Origin of the sequence: Streptomyces sp. NPDC126499 (genome assembly GCF_040302485.1) — a bacterium.
Lineage (GTDB): Bacteria > Actinomycetota > Actinomycetes > Streptomycetales > Streptomycetaceae > Streptomyces.
Genome location: NZ_JBEOUO010000014.1, coordinates 64,257 through 81,393, shown reverse-complemented (window position 1 = coordinate 81,393; position 17,137 = coordinate 64,257). Strand labels below are relative to the sequence as shown.

Here is a 17,137-nt window from a genome sequence, read left to right as displayed (position 1 = left end):
CCCGGCCGGCGCCCCGCGCCTCACCCGTACAGCCGGCGGCCGCAGTGCGGCCACGGGCTCGCGCCCCGCTGCACGTACAGCTTCTTCGCCCGGTAGGTCTGTTCCGCGGCCGGCGCGTTCTGGGCGACGCCGCTGCCGCCGAGGGAGCGCCAGGTGCCGGGGTCGAACTGGTAGAGCCCGCCGTAGGTGCCGGAGGGGTCGACGGCGTTCGGCCGGCCGCCGGACTCGCAGGCGGCGAGCGCGCCCCAGTTCAGGCCGTCGGCGCCGGCGACGGAGGAGGGCAGCGGGCGGGTGCCGACCCGCACCTTCTGGGCGACGGGCTCACGCACGGTCTCCTCCCCGGTCCGGCGCGGCTTCTGCCGGACGCCGTTGACGGTCCGCAGGGTGTACGTGACCCGCCGGACGCCCGGCACGCCCTGCCGGTCGACGACCTCGGTGCCGGCGAACAGCTCCGGGTCGCGGGTCCGCTCGACGGGGAAGGGGATCGGCTCCTCGCGGACCTCGCGGGTGCCGGTGATCCGCAGCACCGTGATGGTCTGCCCGTCGCGCGGGAACGAGCCGAGCGGCACGGAGGTGGTGTCCTGGTGGGACAGGGTGATCCCGGCCTCCTCGACGGCCTCGCGGACGGTGGCCGCGTTGGTGCGGACGGTCCGCTCGCGGCCGTCGGCCAGGAAGGTGACGGCCCGCTCGGTGCGGACATCGAGGATGAGGCCGCGGCGGGAGATGGGCGCCGAGCGGGAGACCGACAGATAGGCGCCCTCGGCGCGCACCCCGAGCTGGCGCAGGGCGCCGTCGACGGTGCGGGCGGTGGTCCACACCTGGCGACTGCGGCCGTCGAGGGTGAGGGCGACGGGCCGGCCGTAGCGGACGACGACCTCGTCGCCGCTGGCGAGGGCGGCGCCGTGCCAGGGGGCGACGATGTCGTGCTCGCCGACCGCCAGGCCCTCGTCGGCGAGGAGCTCGTCGACGTCGTCGGCGAAGGTGTGCAGGGTGCGCGGGACGCCGTCGACGGACAGCCGGACGGCCTTGTCGTCGGCGACGAAGGCGGTGGTGCCGCCGGCGAGGAAGGCGACGACGAGGGCCTGCGGGAGGATCCGTCGCAGGCCCTCCCCGGCGGGCGGGTTCGCCTTGCGCCGCCGGGCGGCCCGTCGGGCGCCGGCGCGATGACCGGCGTGGGGGGTGCTCACGAGGCCGGGACCCTAGCGGGAGTCCCGGTCACTCTCCACGCCGACCCGACTACGGCACGTAACCGTTATGGATCGGTGATCAGCGACGGCCCGTGGAAGGGTTGTGCGGCCGGGGCTCAGTAGTCGAAGGCGCGCGCCGTGTTGACGGCGATCGCCTCGGCGAGCTCCTCCTCCGTGATCCCGCGCACGGCGGCCATCGCCCGCACGGTGACCGGGATCAGGTACGGGGCGCCCGGGCGGCCCCGGTAGGGCGCGGGGGTGAGGAAGGGGGCGTCGGTCTCGACGAGGACGAGCTCCAGCGGGGCGACGGCGAGGGCGTCGCGCAGCGGCTGGGCGTTCTTGAAGGTGACGTTGCCGGCGAAGGACATGTAGTAGCCCTTGGCGGCGCAGATCCGGGCCATCTCGGCGTCGCCGGAGTAGCAGTGGAAGACCGTCCGCTCGGGTGCGCCCTCCTCGTCGAGGACGCGCAGCACGTCGGCGTGGGCCTCGCGGTCGTGGATGACCAGGGCCTTGCCGTGGCGCTTGGCGATCTCGATGTGGGCGCGGAAGGAACGCTCCTGCGCCGCCATGCCCTCGGGGCCCGTACGGAAGTGGTCGAGGCCGGTCTCGCCGACGCCCCGCACCTGCGGCAGGGCGGCGAGCCGGTCGATCTCGGCGAGGGCCTCGTCGAGCGCCGCGTCGCCGCCCGCCTCGCGCGCCCCCTGCCGGGACCAGCCGTCCGGGTCGCCGAGGACGATCCGGGGGGCCTCGTTGGGGTGCAGGGCGACGGCCGCGTGCACGTTGTCGTACGTCGCGGCGGTCTCCGCCGCCCACTGCGAGCCCTTGAGGTCGCAGCCGACCTGGACGACCGTCGTCACGCCGACGGCGGCCGCCTTGGTCAGGGCCTCCTCGACGGTGCCGGACTGCATGTCGAGGTGGGTGTGCGAGTCCGCGACCGGGACCAGCAGGGGCTCGGGCAGCGGGGGCGGGGCGTCCTTGGCACTCATGGCCCCGATCGTACGAGGGCCATGAGGTCACTCGCGAAGCGTCACCTCGTCGGCGTCACCCGCGAAGCGCCCGCCGGCGTCTCCGGCGCGGCGTCACCGCCGCGAGCGGAAGGGGTGCAGCAGGTCGGAGAGGTGCCAGTGGTGGGGTACGGGCGGGCGTTCCTCGTCGGCGAGGGTGGCGCCCGTCGGGCCTGACGTGTCGGCGGGGACCTCCTGCGTCAGCTCCTGGCCGATCGGTCCGGCCGGGCCCACCGGCCGCGTCGCCCTGGCCCCGTGGCTGTGCCGCTCGGCCGCCGCCATCAGGTCGAGCACCGAGGACACCTGGCCCGCGCGCATGATCCGGACGACATGGCTGCCGCAGTTCATGCACGTCGGCCGGGACAACGGGGACGGGACCCGCGCTCCGTCGGCCTTGTAGACGACGTACTCGTGCCCGCGCGCGTCCACGTGGTGCTCGATGTCGTACGCCTGCTCCCAGCCGTAGCCGCAGCGCATGCAGGCGAAGGCGTACGCCTCGTGGGCGACGGGCGTTCCGGTGCCGGTGATCTCACTCATTCCAGCTCCTCTCCACTGAACCAGTGGACGCCTTTTCGGGCCGGAGCGCATCAGCGCCGGAAGAACCATGGACGGAGCATGGACGGTCTTTGGCGCTTCCTTGCCGAAAGGGCCTTCGAGCGGTCCCGCCGCCGGGTTCCGCTTTGCCTTTCAGATTAATCCTTTACCGTTTCCGCGGCCTTTCCTGTACCGGACGCGGACGCGTTCTTGGCCGCCACCACGGCATCGAACACCTCCCGCTTGGGAAGCCCGGCCTCGGCGGCGACGGCCGCGATGGCCTCCTTGCGCCGCTCCCCCGCCTCCTCGCGCACCCGCACCCTGCGCACCAGCTCCTCCGCGTCGAGCTCGGCGGGCCCGGTCTCCGGGGCGCCCTCGACGACCACGGTGATCTCGCCCCGTACGCCCTCCTTCGCCCACTCCGCCAGCTCGCCGAGCGGGCCGCGCCTGACCTCCTCGTACGTCTTGGTCAGCTCGCGGCAGACGGCCGCCCGGCGTTCGGCGCCGAAGACCTCGGCCATCGCGGCGAGCGTGTCGTCGAGCCGGTGCGGCGCCTCGAAGTAGACGAGGGTCCGGCGCTCCCGCTCGACCTCGCGCAGCCGTCCGAGCCGCTCGCCCGCCTTCCTCGGCAGGAAGCCCTCGAAGCAGAAGCGGTCCACGGGCAGTCCGGACAGGGCGAGCGCGGTGAGCACGGCCGACGGGCCGGGCACCACCGTGACCTTGATGTCCTGCTCGACGGCGGCGGCGACCAGGCGGTAGCCGGGGTCGGAGACGGACGGCATGCCGGCGTCGGTGACCAGCAGCACCCGCGCCCCGCCGGCGAGCGCCTCGACCAGCTCCGGCGTGCGGGCGGACTCGTTGCCCTCGAAGTAGGACACCACCCGGCCCTTGGTGTGCACCCCGAGCGCGCGGGTCAGCCCGCGCAGCCTGCGGGTGTCCTCGGCGGCCACGATGTCGGCGTTCTCCAGTTCGGCGGCGAGCCGTGGCGGGGCGTCCGCGATGTCACCGATGGGGGTCCCTGCGAGTACCAGCGTTCCTGTCACACGGACCATCCTCCCAGCCCGGACAGGCGACGCGCACAGGCGCGTTCCCTACGATGGCGCGGTGACCAGTACCGCACCCGAGGCCCTGGAGGGTCAGCACCCCATGGACCCCCAGGACCCCATGGCTCCGACCGTGGCAGAGCCCTCCGCCTGGCAGCGGCGGCTGCGGCGCCACGGCTACCGGCCGGCCGGCCAGGGCTCCCTGACCCTCGGCCTTCGGGAGCGGCTCGTCCCGCCGTACACGCGCCCCTCGCCGCGGGTGTGGTCGCTGCTCGGGATCGGGCCGCGGGCCGCCGAGCGGATGTGGCGGTACGCGGCCTGGGGCGGGCCACTGCTCGTCGCCCTGGTCGCGGGTGTGCTGCGGTTCTGGAAGCTGGACCAGCCGCACGCGGTGATATTCGACGAGACGTACTACGCCAAGGACGCGTGGGCCCTGATCAACCAGGGCTACGAGGGCGCGTGGCCCAAGGACGTCGACAAGACGATCCTCGTGGACCCCGGCTCGGTGGCGGTGCCGACCGACCCGGGCTACGTGGTCCATCCGCCGGTCGGCAAGTGGGTCATCGGCCTCGGCGAGAAGCTGATCGGCTTCGAGCCGTTCGGCTGGCGCTTCATGGTGGCGCTGCTCGGCACCCTGTCGGTGCTCATGCTGTGCCGGATCGGGCGGCGGCTGTTCCGCTCCACGTTCCTCGGCTGCCTCGCGGGCCTGCTGCTCGCCGTGGACGGCCTGCACTTCGTGATGAGCCGCACCGCCCTGCTCGACCAGGTGCTGATGTTCTTCGTGCTGGCCGCGTTCGGCTGTCTGGTCGTCGACCGGGACCGGGCGCGACGGCGGCTCGCGGCGGCGCTGCCGGTGGACTCCGAAGGGGTGCTGCGGCCGGACGTCTCGGTCGCGGAGGGCCTCGGGCTCGGCGCGCGGCCGTGGCGGATCGCGGCGGGCGTGATGCTGGGCCTGGCGGCCGGCACCAAGTGGAACGGCCTGTACATCATGGCCGCGTTCGGTCTGATGACCGTCCTGTGGGACCTCGGCGCGCGCCGCACGGCCGGCGCGATCCGCCCGGTCCGCGCGGTCGCCCGGCACGACCTGGTCCCGGCCTTCGTGTCGGTGGTGCCGGTGGCGATCGTGACGTACCTGGTCTCCTGGACCGGCTGGATCGTCACCGACAAGGGCTACTTCCGCAACTGGGCCGCCGAGCAGGACAAGCTGAACGGCGGCGGGGCGTGGAGCTGGCTGCCGGACTGGCTGCGCAGCCTGTGGCACTACGAGACCGAGGTCTACAAGTTCCACGTGGGCCTGAACTCACCGCACACCTACGAGTCCAACCCGTGGAGCTGGATCGTCCTCGGCCGCCCGGTGTCCTACTTCTACGAGTCGCCCTCCCCGGGCGAGCGCGGCTGCCCCGCCGACGCCCCGGAGAAGTGCGCCCAGGAGGTCCTGGCCCTCGGCACCCCGCTGCTGTGGTGGGCGGCCTGCTTCGCGATCCTGTACGTCCTGTGGCGCTGGGCCTTCCGCCGCGACTGGCGCGCGGGCGCGATCGCGTGCGGCATCGCGGCCGGCTGGGTGCCGTGGTTCTTCTACCAGGAACGCACCATCTTCCTTTTCTACGCGGTGGTGTTCGTGCCGTTCCTGTGTCTCGCGGTGGCGATGATGATCGGGGCGATGGCGGGGCCGCGGGGGGCCTCGGAAAGGCGGCGGACTTTCGGGGCGGTGGGCGCGGGTGTGCTCGTCCTCCTCATCGTCTGGAACTTCATCTATTTCTGGCCGATCTACACCGGGCAGTCGATTCCGATGGACGCGTGGCGGAGCCGGATGTGGCTCGATACGTGGGTGTAGCGGAGCGGAAGACCGCCGGCGCCGGGGAAACGGACGGGTTGGTCGCTTTCCGGTAACGACCGTCGCCGTTTGTCACTCCTGCCGCCTAGGCTGCCGAGAGGCCACCTGGGGGAGGGAGGCGCAGCCATGCGCAGTGGGGCCAAGGTCGCGGTCGTCGGAGGGGTCTTCGTCGTCGTGGCGAGCGGGGTCGGGTACGGGGGCTACAACCTCTGGAACGGGATCACGGGCGGGGCCAGCGGCACCGGTACCCAGACCGGGCCGGAGACGAAGAGGACGGGGCCGGTCACCTCGGAGGAGGTGACCGGGACCGCCAGGGACTTCCTGGCCGCCTGGGCGGGCGGCGAGCCCGAGCGGGCCGCGCAGCTCACCAACAACCCGGTGGACGCCGGGCCCGCCCTCGCCGGTTTCCGGAGGAGGCGAAGGTCTCGGCCGCCACGATCACACCGGGGACGGCGACCGGGACGACGGTGCCGTTCACGGTGAAGGCGACCGTCACCTACGAGGGCGTCGCCAAGCCCTGGACGTACTCCTCTCAGCTCACCGTGGTGCGCGGGCTCACCACCGGGCGGCCGCTGGTCGACTGGAAGCCGGCCGTACTGCACCCGAAGCTCACGAAGGGCGCCACCCTACGCACCGGCGGGGCGAAGACGGGCGCGATCGAGGCCGTCGACCGCAAGGGCCGGGTGCTCACGGCGGAGAAGTACCCCTCGCTCGGTCCGGTCCTGGACCAGCTGCGCGAGCGGTACGGGTCCACGACGGGCGGCAAGCCGGGCGTCGAGGTCTTCGTCGACCCGGGCGTCGAGGGCGCCCCGGCGACCACGCTGCTCACCCTCGCCAAGGGCGAGACGGGCAAGCTGCGGACGACGATCGACGCCGACGTGCAGGCGGCGGCCGAGAAGGCGGTGGCCCGGTACGGGACGGCGTCGGTGGTGGCGATCCAGCCGTCGACGGGCGCGGTGCGGGCGGTGGCGAACAGCCCGGCGCACGGCTTCAACACGGCGTTCTCCGGCGCGAAGGCGCCCGGCTCCACGCTGAAGATCGTGACGGCGGCGCTGCTCCTGGAGAAGGGCCTGGTGAAGGCGGACCAGGTGGCCGAGTGCCCGCCGAACGCGATGTACCAGGGCCGGACGATCGAGAACCTGGAGGGCTTCTCGCTGCACGGCAAGACCTTCGCGGAGAGCTTCGCCCGGTCCTGCAACACGGCCTTCATCAAGAAGATCGACGACGTGAAGGAGACCGAGGGCGACGACTTCGCCCTGGCCCGCGAGGCCCGGGAGGTCTTCGGCATCGGCCTGGAGTGGAAGACCGGCATCGAGTCGGTCGACGGCTCCGTCCCCGAGGCGTCGGGCGGCGCGGCGGCGGAGCAGTACATCGGCCAGGGCACGGTCACGATGAACCCGCTGAACGTCGCCTCGATCACGGCGACGGCGCGGTCCGGCGAATTCAAGCAGCCGTATCTGGTCTCCCGGGACCTGGACAACCGCGAGTTCGCCCGTGCCGAGCGCCGGCTGCCGGACTCGGTGGCCCGGCAGCTGCGCGACATGATGCGGCGCACGGCGACCAGCGGGACGGCGGCGGACGCGATGGCCTCGGTCCGCGGTGACAAGGGCGCGAAGACCGGTTCGGCGGAGGTGGACGGGCAGCGGGTGTCCGACTCGTGGTTCACCGGTTTCGCGGGCGACCTCGCGGCGGCGGCCTACGTGGAGGGCGGCGGCCACGGTGGCGACGCGGCGGGACCGGTGGTGGCGCGGGTGCTGAACGAGGGGTAGCCGGGCGGGCGGTGAGGATCCGGTGGCCGGTTGGTCCGGGCGCCGGTGACGGTCCGGCGGCCGGGAGCGGTGACGGCGGCCCGGTGGTCGGGGGGCGGTGGCCCGGTGGTCCGGCTGCCGGGTCCGATGGATGGAAATCCGTCGCGTGCCTCGTACACGTACCGCTAGCGTGCGGGGACATGACGACGTCACACACCGATGCCCATCCACGTTTCGCCGCCGCCCTGAAGGAGCTGGGGCTCGAGGTCGAGCTCCGTCGCTTCCCGGACGAGACCCGCACCGCCCAGCAGGCCGCCGAGGCCATCGGCTGCGAGGTGTCGGAGATCGTGAAGTCGCTGGTCTTCGCGGCGGACGGGGTGCCGGTGCTGGTCCTGATGGACGGTGCCTCACGGGTGGACGTGGAGCGGGTGCGCGAGGAGCTGGGCGCGGGGGAGGTCACGCGGGCCGACGCCAGGGCCGTACGGGAGACCACCGGGTACGCGATCGGCGGCGTCCCGCCGTTCGGGCACCGCACGCGGACCCGGGTGCTGGCCGACCGGGGGCTGCTCGACCACGAGGTGGTGTGGGCGGCGGCCGGGAACCCGCACACCGTGTTCGCCCTGGACCCGAAGTCGCTGGTCGCCCACGCGGGCGGCGCGCTGGTGGACGTGCGCGAGCGCACGGCGTGACGCCGCTGGTCACGGCGGCGGTGCTGCTCGCCGCCGTGACGCACGCGAGCTGGAACGCGATCGCGGCGCACATCAGGGACCAGTTGCTGTCCTTCACCCTGATCTCCGGCGGCGGCGCCCTGATCGGCGCCGTCACCGCGTGCTTCGTGCCGCTGCCGGCGGCGGGGGCGTGGCCGTACCTGATCGCGTCGGCGGCGCTGCACATCGCGTACTACGCGCTGCTGATGAGGTCGTTCTCGCTGGGTGACTTCGGCCAGATGTACCCGATCGCCCGCGGTACGGCCCCGCTGGTGGTGACCCTGCTCGCGGCGGTGTTCGTGTCCGAGGTCCCCGACACCGTGCAGCTGGCGGGTGTCGCCGTGGCCTCGGCGGGCCTCACCGGTCTCGCCCTGTGGGGCATCCGCGGCAAGGGGGCTCGGCCGCACTGGCCGGCCCTGCTGGCGGCGGGCGCGACGGGCCTGTCGATCGCCGCGTACACGGTCGTCGACGGCGTCGGCGTGCGCGCCTCCGGCTCGCCGCTCGGCTATGTCGCCTGGCTGATGCTGGCCCAGGGCCTGATCATCCCGCTCTACGCCCTGGCCCGCCGCCGCCCGGCCGCGGCGCTTGCCACCGAGCTCCGCCCGTACGCCGGCCGCGGCCTCCTCGCCGCCGCCCTTTCCGTCACGGCCTACGCCCTCGTCCTGTGGGCCCAGACCCGTGCCCCACTGGCCCCGATCGCCGCCCTGCGGGAGTCCTCCATCATCGTGGGCGCCGCGATCGGGGCGCTCTTCTTCAAGGAACGCTTCGGCGCCCCGCGGGTGGCGGCGGCGAGCCTGATGGTGCTGGGCATCGGGCTGATGCTGTACGCGAGCTGATCACGCCCAGGAGCCCCAAGGGGGTTGACCTCGACCATGGTTGAGGGCCGAGGCTGCGCCCATGAGCACGCACGACGACGACGCGATCCTGCTGTTCCGCAACACCATGCGCATCACCGAAGGCCACCTGGACGACTTCCGGTCCGCCATCGAACGGGCCGTGTCCTTCGCCCGGCGGCACGGCCCCCAGCTGATGGTGCAGACCTTCGTGGACGAGGACCGCATGCTGGCCCACAGCTTCCAGCTCTACCGCGACTCCGACGCGGTCCGCACCCACTGGCGGCTGGCGGACCCGTACATCCAGGAGGTGATGGAGCACTGCCGGGTGGAACGCTTCGAGGTCTTCGGCGAACCGGACGCCGAGGTGACCGAGGGCATCCGCTCCGCCCTCGGCGAGCAGTGCGAACTGACCTTCTCGCCGCGCGTCGCGGGCTTCGTCCGCCTCCAGGCGGCAGGGTAGCTCACTGGAGACCGGTCTGCCGGAGGAGTTGACGGGAGGCGGCGGCCTGGCCCAGGAGGTCAACCCGCTGAGGCCGCCGCCCCCGTCACACGTCACATACCGGCGAGGGACGGGCCCTCCGAAGCGGCCAGGGAGCAGTGCCAGGCGTCGCGAGCCCGGCAAGATCCGGAAGAATGGCCCCCCGCCCGTACCGCGTCACAGCGAGGCCCGAACCGCCCGCAGCAACGACTGGGCGCGAGGGTCGGCGGTGACCGTCTTGCGCATGCCGTTGGTGACGTAGCCGAAGGCGATGCCCGTGTCCGGGTCGGCGAGGCCGAGGGAGCCGCCGCGGCCGGGGTGGCCGAAGGAGCCGGGGCCGAGGAGCGGGGACGCGGGGCCGTGGAGCATGTGGCCGAGACCGAAGCGGGTGCCGACGACGAGGACGCGGTCGGGGCCGGCGGACTCCTCGGTGCGGGCCAGTGCAAGGGTCGCGGGGGCGAAGAGGCGGGGCCCGCCGTCGACCGGGCCCAGGGTGGACGCGTAGAAGCGGGCCAGGGCGCGGGCGGTGGCGACGCCGGCCGAGCCGGGGAGTTCGGCGGCGCGGTAGACCGGGTCGTTCTCGTCGGGGCGCGGGTCGATCACCCCGAAGGCCCGGCGGGTCAGCGACTCCGGGTCCTGGTAGGCGGCGGTGACCGCGGGCTTGGGGCGGAGCTTCAGCGCCGGGCTGTCGGCCGGTTCACGCTCCTCGACGGGGCCGAGGCGGCCGACCCGGTGGGCCTCTTCGGCGGGCAGTCCGATCCACAGGTCGAGGCCGAGCGGCCGGGCGATCTCCTCGGCGACCCAGCGGCCTATGGTGCGGCCGGTGACCCGGTGGACCAGGCCGGCGAGCAGCCAGCTGAAGGTGTGGGGGTGGTAGCCGTGGGCGGTGCCGGGCTCCCAGGCGGGGCTCTGCGCGGCGATCGCGTCCATCGCCGTCGGCAGGTCGACGGCTTCGGCGAGGGTCAGCGGGCGGTCGAGGACGGGCACGCCCGCCCGGTGGGCGAGCAGCTGCCGTACCGTCACCCGGTCCTTGCCGGCCGCCTTGAACTCGGGCCAGTACGTGGCGACCGGGGCGTCCAGGTCCAGCTGGCCGCGCTGGTGCAGAAGCAGCGGGACGGCGGCGGCGACGCCCTTGGTGGCCGAGCGGACGACCTGGGCGGTGTCCACGGCCCACGGCGCCTCGCCGGCCCCTTCCCCGCCGTCGGCGTCCCTCGTGCCCGCCCATAGGTCGACGACCTTCGTGCCGTCCCGGTACACCGCGACTGCCGCGCCCCGCTCGCCGCGCTGTTCGAAGTTGCGCAGGAACGCGTCCCTGACCGGTTCAAATCCCGCCGCCACCGTGCCCTGGACGTCCACCTGGTCCACTCTTTCTCTCGTACGACCGACTCCCCATGGTGCAACGGGGAGCGACCCGAGCCGATTCCGGGGCCCGTCCGGCGGTCTCGGGCCGGGCGCAGGCCGGGCGCACGGCGGTCCCGGGCGCGGGGCCCCCGGTTCCAGGCGCAGGCCCCCCGGTTCAGGCCACCGAGCTCGGCACGAAGCCGTACGGCAGTTCCAGGCGGTGCCGGGCCATGAGCTCCTCGTCGGCCAGGATGTCGAGGGTCCGCCCGTCGGCGGCGATCACGCCCTCGCTGAGGATCACCGAGCGCGGGCAGAGCTCCAGGGCGTACGGCAGGTCGTGCGTGACCATGAGGACGGTGACGTCCAGGGAGCGCAGGACGTCGGCGAGCTCGCGGCGCGAGGCCGGGTCCAGGTTGGAGGACGGCTCGTCGAGGACGAGGATCTCCGGCTCCATGGCGAGGACGGTCGCCACGGCGACCCGGCGCCGCTGCCCGAAGGAGAGGTGGTGCGGGGGCCGGTCGGCGAACTCCGCCATGCCGACCCGGGCCAGCGCCTTGTGGACGACCGCCTCCAGCTCGGCGCCCCGCACACCGGCCGCCGCCGGGCCGAAGGCCACGTCCTCGCGGACGGTCGGCATGAACAGCTGGTCGTCGGGGTCCTGGAAGACGATGCCGACGCGGCGCCGGATCTCGGCCATGTGCTGCTTGCCGACGGGCAGCCCGGCGACGGTGACGGAGCCCGCGCCGCCGGTGAGGATGCCGTTGAGGTGGAGGACGAGGGTGGTCTTGCCGGCGCCGTTGGGGCCGAGCAGGGCGACCCGCTCGCCGCGGCCGACGGTCAGGTTCACGCCGAAGAGGGCCTGGTGCCCGTCGGGGTAGGCGTAGGCGAGGCCGCGGACGTCCAGGGAGGGGGGAGAGGGGTGGGAGGGGTGGGTCATGGCGTCCGTCCGAGGAGGCAGATCAGCGGGGGTCACAGTGTCCGTCCGAGGCGGCGGATCCGCGGGGCTCACAGCGTCCAGCCCAGGAGGCAGACCAGCAGGGCGGCGACCGGGAGCGCGGCGGCGTGCCGCCACTGGGCGGCGGTCGCGGCGACCTCGTCGATGACGGGCATCGAGCCGGTGTAGCCACGGCTGACCATGGCCAGGTGCACCCGTTCCCCGCGTTCGTACGAGCGGATGAAGAGGGCGCCCGCGGTCTTGGCGAGGACGCCCCAGTGCCGTACGCCCCGGGCCTCGAACCCGCGCGAGCGGCGGGCGATCGACATGCGGCGCATCTCGTCGGTGATGACGTCGCCGTACCGGATCATGAAGGACGCGATCTGGACGAGCAGCGCAGGCAGCCCCAGGCGCTGGAGGCCGAGGAGCAGGGCGCGCAGTTCGGTGGTGGCGGCGAGCAGGACGGAGGCGGCGACGCCGAGGGTGCCCTTGGCGAGGACGTTCCAGGCGCCCCACAGTCCGGGCACGCTCAGCTGGACGCCGAGGACGTCCGTCTGCTCGCCGGGCACCACGAAGGGCATCAGCAGCGCGAAGGTCACGAACGGGATCTCGATCAGCAGCCGCCGCAGGACGAAGCCCGCCGGAACGCGGGCCAGGCCCGCGACGGCGGCGAGCAGCAGCGCGTACAGGCCGAAGGCCCACATCGCCTCGCGGGGCGTGGCGACGACCACGACGACGAAGGCGAAGACGGCGGCGAGCTTGGTGTGCGGGGGCAGCCGGTGGACCGGCGAGTCCCCTCGCCGGTAGAGCTTGTGCGCGTGCCCCGCACCCATGTCAGAGCTGCGCCCCGGTCCGCTGGTCGCGGCGGCGGACGGCCCAGAAGGCGCCGCTGCCGACGGCCAGGGTCGCGCCGACGCCGATGACGCCGGCGAGGCCGCCGGACAGGCGGGCGTTGTCGACGTCCTTCACGCCGTAGTCCGCGAGCGGGGATTCGGCGGCGGCGTGCGGCCGCACCTTGGCGTCGATGCCCTTGTCGGCGGCGACCTTCTCCAGGCCGTCGGGGTTCGCGGAGGCGTAGAAGGAGACGAAGCCGGCGAGGACGAGGGCGGTGACGACGCCACCGATCCACAGCTTCTTCGGGGAACGGGCCGGGACGGGCTCGGGGACGGCGGGCGCCGCGTCGACGAGCTCGCCGTCCACGCGCAGCTTCAGCGGGGCGCTCAGGCCGCGGGCGCCGTACACGAGGTCGGGGCGGACGGCGATGACCGCGCCGACGGTGAGCATGGTGATGACGGCCTCGCCGATGCCGATGAGGACGTGCACGCCGACCATCGCGGTGAGGACCTTGGGAAGCGGTACGTCGGTGGTGCCGCCGATCGCGTAGATCAGGGTGAAGGCGGCGGCCGCGGCCGGTACGGAGACCAGCGCGGCGACGAAGGAGGCGACGGTCACCGAGCGGCGGGTGCGGGGCAGCAGCAGGACCAGGCCGCGGAAGAGGGCGTAGGCGACGAGGACGGTGACGCCGCCCATGACGGTGATGTTGACGCCGAGCGCGGTGAGGCCGCCGTCGGCGAAGAGGACGCCCTGCATGAGCAGGACGACGGCTATGCACAGGACGCCGGTGTAGGGCCCGACGAGGATCGCCGCGAGCGCGCCGCCGAGGAGGTGCCCGCTTGTTCCGGCCGCGACGGGGAAGTTGAGCATCTGTACGGCGAAGACGAAGGCGGCGACGAGACCGGCCAGCGGGGCGGTCCGCTCGTCGAGCTCCTTGCGGGCTCCGCGCAGGCTGACGGCGACGGCGCCGGCGGCGACGACACCGGCTGCGGCCGATACGGGGGCGTTGATGAATCCGTCAGGTACGTGCACGTCCGAATGATGAGCGCTCCTGCGAATGGTTTGCAAGAGCGCTCGGGGGTCAGGTGAAGAGGATCCCCCTCGGGCGCACGCCGGGAAAGAATGGGACATTAGGGACTAATGGGTACGTCTGACAGGTGTACGCCTGTGAGTGCCGAGTGTGAGGAGCCGACCGATGCCCCGCGCCGCCGATGACCACGCAGTCGAGGACCACGCCAAGGGCCGGATCATCAGCGACGCGCCGCTCTCCCGGCCCGTGCCGGTGGCCCTCCGCTTCGACCCCGACTTCCAGCCCGCCACCGTACGGTTCGTCTTCCCCGGCGACATCGAGTGGTCCTTCCCCCGCGCCCTCCTGGAGACCGGGCTGCGCGCGCCCGCCCGGCGCGGCGACATAGGCGTGTGGCCGTGCGGCCGGGTCCAGACGATCGTGGAGTTCCACACGGACGACGGGGTCGCGGTCGTGCAGTTCGACACGACCGCGCTGCTGCGCTTCCTCAAGCACACGTACGCCGTCGGCGCGCCGATGTCGGCACGCTGACGGCGTACGCGCCGCGTCGGCTCCCCGTCCCCACAGGTCCCGGCGCGGCCCGGGGCCACCACCCGCTCGCGCGGCGGCCCCGGAGTCCGACGGCCTCGGGCTCGTACGGCCCGGCACGTACGGACCGGAGCCCGTACGGCTGATTGTGCGGCCGGCTAGGCCCTGACCAGCTCCTTCTCGGCCGGGGTGCCGGGGGCGGCGGCGGTCGCGAGGCCCTCGCCCTCGACGTCGACGTTCGGCAGCACGCGGCCGAGCCACTTCGGCAGCCACCAGGCCTTGTGACCGAGGAGCGCGAGCACGGCCGGGACGATCGCCATACGGACCACGAAGGCGTCGAAGAGGACGGCGACGGCGAGTCCGAAGCCGATCATCTTCACCATCTGCTCGCTGGAGCCGATGAAGCCCGCGAAGACCGCGATCATGATCACCGCGGCGGCGGTGACCACCCGGGCGCCGTGCTTGAAGCCGGTGACGATCGCCTCGCCGGGGCGGGCCCCGTGGACGTACGCCTCGCGCATCCGGGTGACCAGGAACACCTCGTAGTCCATCGCGAGGCCGAAGACGACGCCCACCATGAAGATCGGCATCATCGACATGATCGGGCCGGTCTGCTCGACCCCGAACAGGCTGCCCAGCCAGCCCCACTGGAAGACCGCGACGACCGCGCCGAGGGCGGCGACCACGGAGAGCAGGAAGCCGAGCGCCGCCTTCAGCGGGACGAGGACCGAGCGGAAGACCACCATCAGGAGCAGGAAGGCGAGTCCGACGACGAGCGCCAGGTAGGGCAGCAGGGCGTCGTTCATCTTCTGCGAGAAGTCGATGTTCATCGCGGTGGCCCCGGTGACCAGGACGTCGTCGCCGGTCGCCCCGCGGATGTCGTGGACGAGCTCCTCGGTCCGCACGGACGACGGACGGTCCTCGGGGACGACCGTGATCATCGCGGTGTCGCCGGCCTTGTTCGGGGTGGGCGGGGTGACGTGCGCCCAGCCCTCCAGGCCCTTGATCGCGGACACGGTCCGGTCGGCGGCGGCCCTGTCGCCGTCGACGACCACGAGGAGCGGGCCGTTGAAGCCCGGGCCGAAGCCGTCGGAGAGCAGGTCGTAGGCACGGCGCTCGGTGGCGGAGACGGGCTTCACGCCGTCGTCGGGCAGGCCCATCTCCAGGGAGGCGGCGGGCACGGCGATGGCGCCGAGGCCGAGGACGCCGACGAGCAGCACCATCAGCGGGCGGCGAAGCACGAAGCGGGCCCAGCGGGTGCCGGCGTTGGCCTTCGCCTCGGCAGATGCGGGGGCGGCTTTGCCGGGGGCGGCGGTCTCGGCGGCCTGGGCGGCGGTCTCGGCGGCCTGGGCGGCCTTGCGCTGCTTGCGGCCGACGACCTTGTCGCCGGCGAAGCCGAGCAGGGCGGGTATGAGGGTGAGGGCGATCAGGACGGCGATCACGACCGTGCCGGCCGCGGCGAAGCCCATCTTGGTGAGCATCGGGATGTTGACGACGGCCAGGCCCACCAGGGCGATGACCACGGTGAGGCCGGCGAAGACGACGGCGGAACCGGCGGTGCCGGCGGCGCGCCCGGCGGCCTCCTCCTTCTCGCGGCCCTCGGCGAGCTCCGCGCGGTAGCGGGAGACGATGAACAGGGCGTAGTCGATGCCGACCGCGAGGCCGATCATCATCGCGAGGGTGGAGGTGGTGGAACCGAGGTCCAGGACGCTCGCGAGCGCGGTGATCGTCGAGACGCCGATGCCGACGCCGATGATCGCGGTGAGCAACGGCAGTCCGGCGGCGACGAGCGAGCCGAAGGTGATGACGAGCACGATGCCCGCGACGATCACGCCGATGATCTCTCCGGCGCCGGTCTCCGGGATGCTCTGGAGCGCGTCACCGCCGATCTCGACGGTGAGGCCCTGGCCCTGCGCGGCCTCGCCGGTCTCCCGGAGCGCCTGACGGGTCTCCTCGGTCAGCTCCATCGCGTTGACCTTGTACGCGACGGAGACATAGGCGGTCGAGCCGTCGCGGGAGATGGTCTTGGCGGTGTACGGGTCGGTGACCTGGGCGATCTGGTCGGAGCCGGTCTTCAGCGCGGCGACGGTCTTGTCGACCTTGGCCTTGTTGGCGGGGTCCCGCATGCTCTGGCCGGCCGGGGCCTTGAAGACGACCCGGGCGGTGGCGCCGTCGGCGCTGCCGCCAGGGAAGCGCTCTTCGAGCAGGTCGAAGGCGCGCTGGGCCTCGGTGCCGGGTATGGAGAAGGAGCTGGAGGTCGCGGTGGGCGCGGTCGCGGCGCCGACGCCGGCGAGCGCGAGCAGGGCCACCCAGAGGAGGGCGACGAGCCGTCGCCGCCGGAAGGCGGAGCGGCCGAGCTTGTAGAGGAACGTGGCCACGGGGGCGTACTCCCGGTGTTGGTGGGACAGGGCATGGGGAGCCGGCCCGACGGCGTGAGCGGTGCGCAGCGTCAGGTGGTGCGGGTGGTGCGGGGTGGTGCGGTTGCGGTGCGGGGACTGTCCGGGTCAGACGCCGAGTGAGGGGAGCACGACGGCGTCGACGTAGGCGTGGAGGAACGCGGTGTCCACCGGCTGGTCGTCGATCAGCGGGCGGGCGATGAACGCTCCGATCAGCATGTGGGGCACGAGCTTCAGCGCCGGGTTGCCGGCGTCGACCTCGCCCCTCCGGACGGCTCGGTCCAGCAGGTCGTCGAGGCCGGTCATCTCGGGTTCGATGAGCAGCTCGCGCAGCGCCTGGAGCAGTTCGGGGTTGTCGTGGACGGCATGGACCAGGCCCCGCATCAGCGCGGAGTCCTTCTCCATCTGGCAGTCGTCGGTCCGCTCCAGCATGGCCCGGAAGTCGCCGCGCAGGCTGCCGGTGTCGATCTCGGCGAGCGAGACCGGCTTGTTGTGGCGCAGGGCCCTGGCGACGAGCTCGGGCTTGCTCCCCCACTGGCGGTAGAGGGTGGCCTTGCTGGACCGGGTGCGGGCGGCGACGGCGTCCATGGTGAGGGCGTCGTAGCCGACCTCACGGAGCAGGTCGAGCACGGCTTCGTACAGCTCGCCCTCCCGTTCGGGGGTGAGCCTGCTGCGGGCCATGCCCGGCCTCCTGTCCGACGTCGGT

15 protein-coding genes and 1 pseudogene are annotated in these 17,137 nt (G+C 73.2%); 6 read left to right on the top strand and 10 right to left on the bottom strand.

Going from position 1 to position 17,137, the window contains the following annotated elements; translation table 11 throughout:
• Positions 1-20 precede the first annotated feature (20 nt).
• From ABTZ91_RS21685 to rsmI, 4 genes are all read right to left on the bottom strand, one after another.
• Entirely contained in the window at positions 21-1,187 is a 1,167-nt protein-coding gene (locus ABTZ91_RS21685; RefSeq protein ID WP_352078825.1) for a ubiquitin-like domain-containing protein, read from the bottom strand.
• A gap of 116 nt (positions 1,188-1,303) precedes the next feature.
• Complete coding sequence (locus tag ABTZ91_RS21680) at positions 1,304-2,173, bottom strand: TatD family hydrolase (protein WP_352078824.1); 870 nt, start codon at positions 2,171-2,173, stop codon at positions 1,304-1,306.
• Positions 2,174-2,266: 93 nt separating this feature from the next.
• A complete protein-coding gene (locus ABTZ91_RS21675; protein WP_352078823.1) occupies positions 2,267-2,728 on the bottom strand; it encodes a hypothetical protein in 462 nt (153 codons plus the stop codon).
• Between the two features lie 155 nt (positions 2,729-2,883).
• Positions 2,884-3,777: a 16S rRNA (cytidine(1402)-2'-O)-methyltransferase gene (rsmI, locus tag ABTZ91_RS21670; RefSeq protein ID WP_352078822.1), complete on the bottom strand. Its 894-nt coding sequence runs from the start codon at positions 3,775-3,777 to the stop codon at positions 2,884-2,886.
• Between the two features lie 52 nt (positions 3,778-3,829).
• Here rsmI and ABTZ91_RS21665 point away from each other — a divergent pair, with 52 nt between their 5' ends.
• The 5 genes and pseudogenes from ABTZ91_RS21665 (at position 3,830) to ABTZ91_RS21645 (ending at position 9,353) form a co-directional block, all read left to right on the top strand.
• Complete coding sequence (locus ABTZ91_RS21665; protein ID WP_352078821.1) at positions 3,830-5,602, top strand: phospholipid carrier-dependent glycosyltransferase; 1,773 nt, start codon at positions 3,830-3,832, stop codon at positions 5,600-5,602.
• Between the two features lie 126 nt (positions 5,603-5,728).
• Positions 5,729-7,371: pseudogene (locus ABTZ91_RS21660) on the top strand (penicillin-binding transpeptidase domain-containing protein).
• A 179-nt stretch (positions 7,372-7,550) separates the two neighbouring features.
• Positions 7,551-8,039: a YbaK/EbsC family protein gene (locus tag ABTZ91_RS21655; protein ID WP_352078820.1), complete on the top strand. Its 489-nt coding sequence runs from the start codon at positions 7,551-7,553 to the stop codon at positions 8,037-8,039.
• Positions 8,036-8,893 (top strand): DMT family transporter, encoded by an 858-nt coding sequence (locus ABTZ91_RS21650; protein WP_352078819.1) that lies wholly within the window; start codon positions 8,036-8,038, stop codon positions 8,891-8,893. Before ABTZ91_RS21655 ends, ABTZ91_RS21650 begins: the two co-directional genes overlap by 4 nt.
• Before the next feature lie 61 nt (positions 8,894-8,954).
• Positions 8,955-9,353 carry a hypothetical protein gene (locus ABTZ91_RS21645; protein WP_352078818.1) on the top strand — a complete coding sequence of 133 codons (399 nt, stop codon included), beginning with the start codon at positions 8,955-8,957 and terminating at the stop codon, positions 9,351-9,353.
• Between the two features lie 195 nt (positions 9,354-9,548).
• Here ABTZ91_RS21645 and ABTZ91_RS21640 read toward each other — a convergent pair whose 3' ends face one another.
• The 4 genes from ABTZ91_RS21640 to ABTZ91_RS21625 form a co-directional block, all read right to left on the bottom strand.
• Entirely contained in the window at positions 9,549-10,727 is a 1,179-nt protein-coding gene (locus ABTZ91_RS21640) for a serine hydrolase domain-containing protein (RefSeq protein WP_352078928.1), read from the bottom strand.
• A gap of 160 nt (positions 10,728-10,887) precedes the next feature.
• Positions 10,888-11,649, bottom strand: coding sequence for an ABC transporter ATP-binding protein (locus tag ABTZ91_RS21635; RefSeq protein WP_352078817.1), 762 nt, complete (start codon positions 11,647-11,649; stop codon positions 10,888-10,890).
• Between the two features lie 68 nt (positions 11,650-11,717).
• Positions 11,718-12,479 (bottom strand): cobalt ECF transporter T component CbiQ, encoded by a 762-nt coding sequence (cbiQ, locus tag ABTZ91_RS21630; RefSeq protein ID WP_352078816.1) that lies wholly within the window; start codon positions 12,477-12,479, stop codon positions 11,718-11,720.
• A 1-nt stretch (position 12,480) separates the two neighbouring features.
• Positions 12,481-13,512 (bottom strand): energy-coupling factor ABC transporter permease, encoded by a 1,032-nt coding sequence (locus tag ABTZ91_RS21625; protein ID WP_352078815.1) that lies wholly within the window; start codon positions 13,510-13,512, stop codon positions 12,481-12,483.
• A gap of 163 nt (positions 13,513-13,675) precedes the next feature.
• Here ABTZ91_RS21625 and ABTZ91_RS21620 point away from each other — a divergent pair, with 163 nt between their 5' ends.
• Positions 13,676-14,038, top strand: a complete 363-nt coding sequence (locus tag ABTZ91_RS21620) for an SsgA family sporulation/cell division regulator (protein WP_352078814.1) — start codon at positions 13,676-13,678, stop codon at positions 14,036-14,038.
• Positions 14,039-14,193: 155 nt separating this feature from the next.
• Here the strand turns inward: ABTZ91_RS21620 and ABTZ91_RS21615 are convergent, their stop codons facing one another.
• Both ABTZ91_RS21615 and ABTZ91_RS21610 read right to left on the bottom strand, forming a co-directional pair.
• Positions 14,194-16,413: an MMPL family transporter gene (locus tag ABTZ91_RS21615; protein ID WP_352078813.1), complete on the bottom strand. Its 2,220-nt coding sequence runs from the start codon at positions 16,411-16,413 to the stop codon at positions 14,194-14,196.
• Between the two features lie 126 nt (positions 16,414-16,539).
• A complete protein-coding gene (locus ABTZ91_RS21610; protein ID WP_352078812.1) occupies positions 16,540-17,112 on the bottom strand; it encodes a TetR/AcrR family transcriptional regulator in 573 nt (190 codons plus the stop codon).
• Between the last annotated feature and the right edge of the window lie 25 nt (positions 17,113-17,137).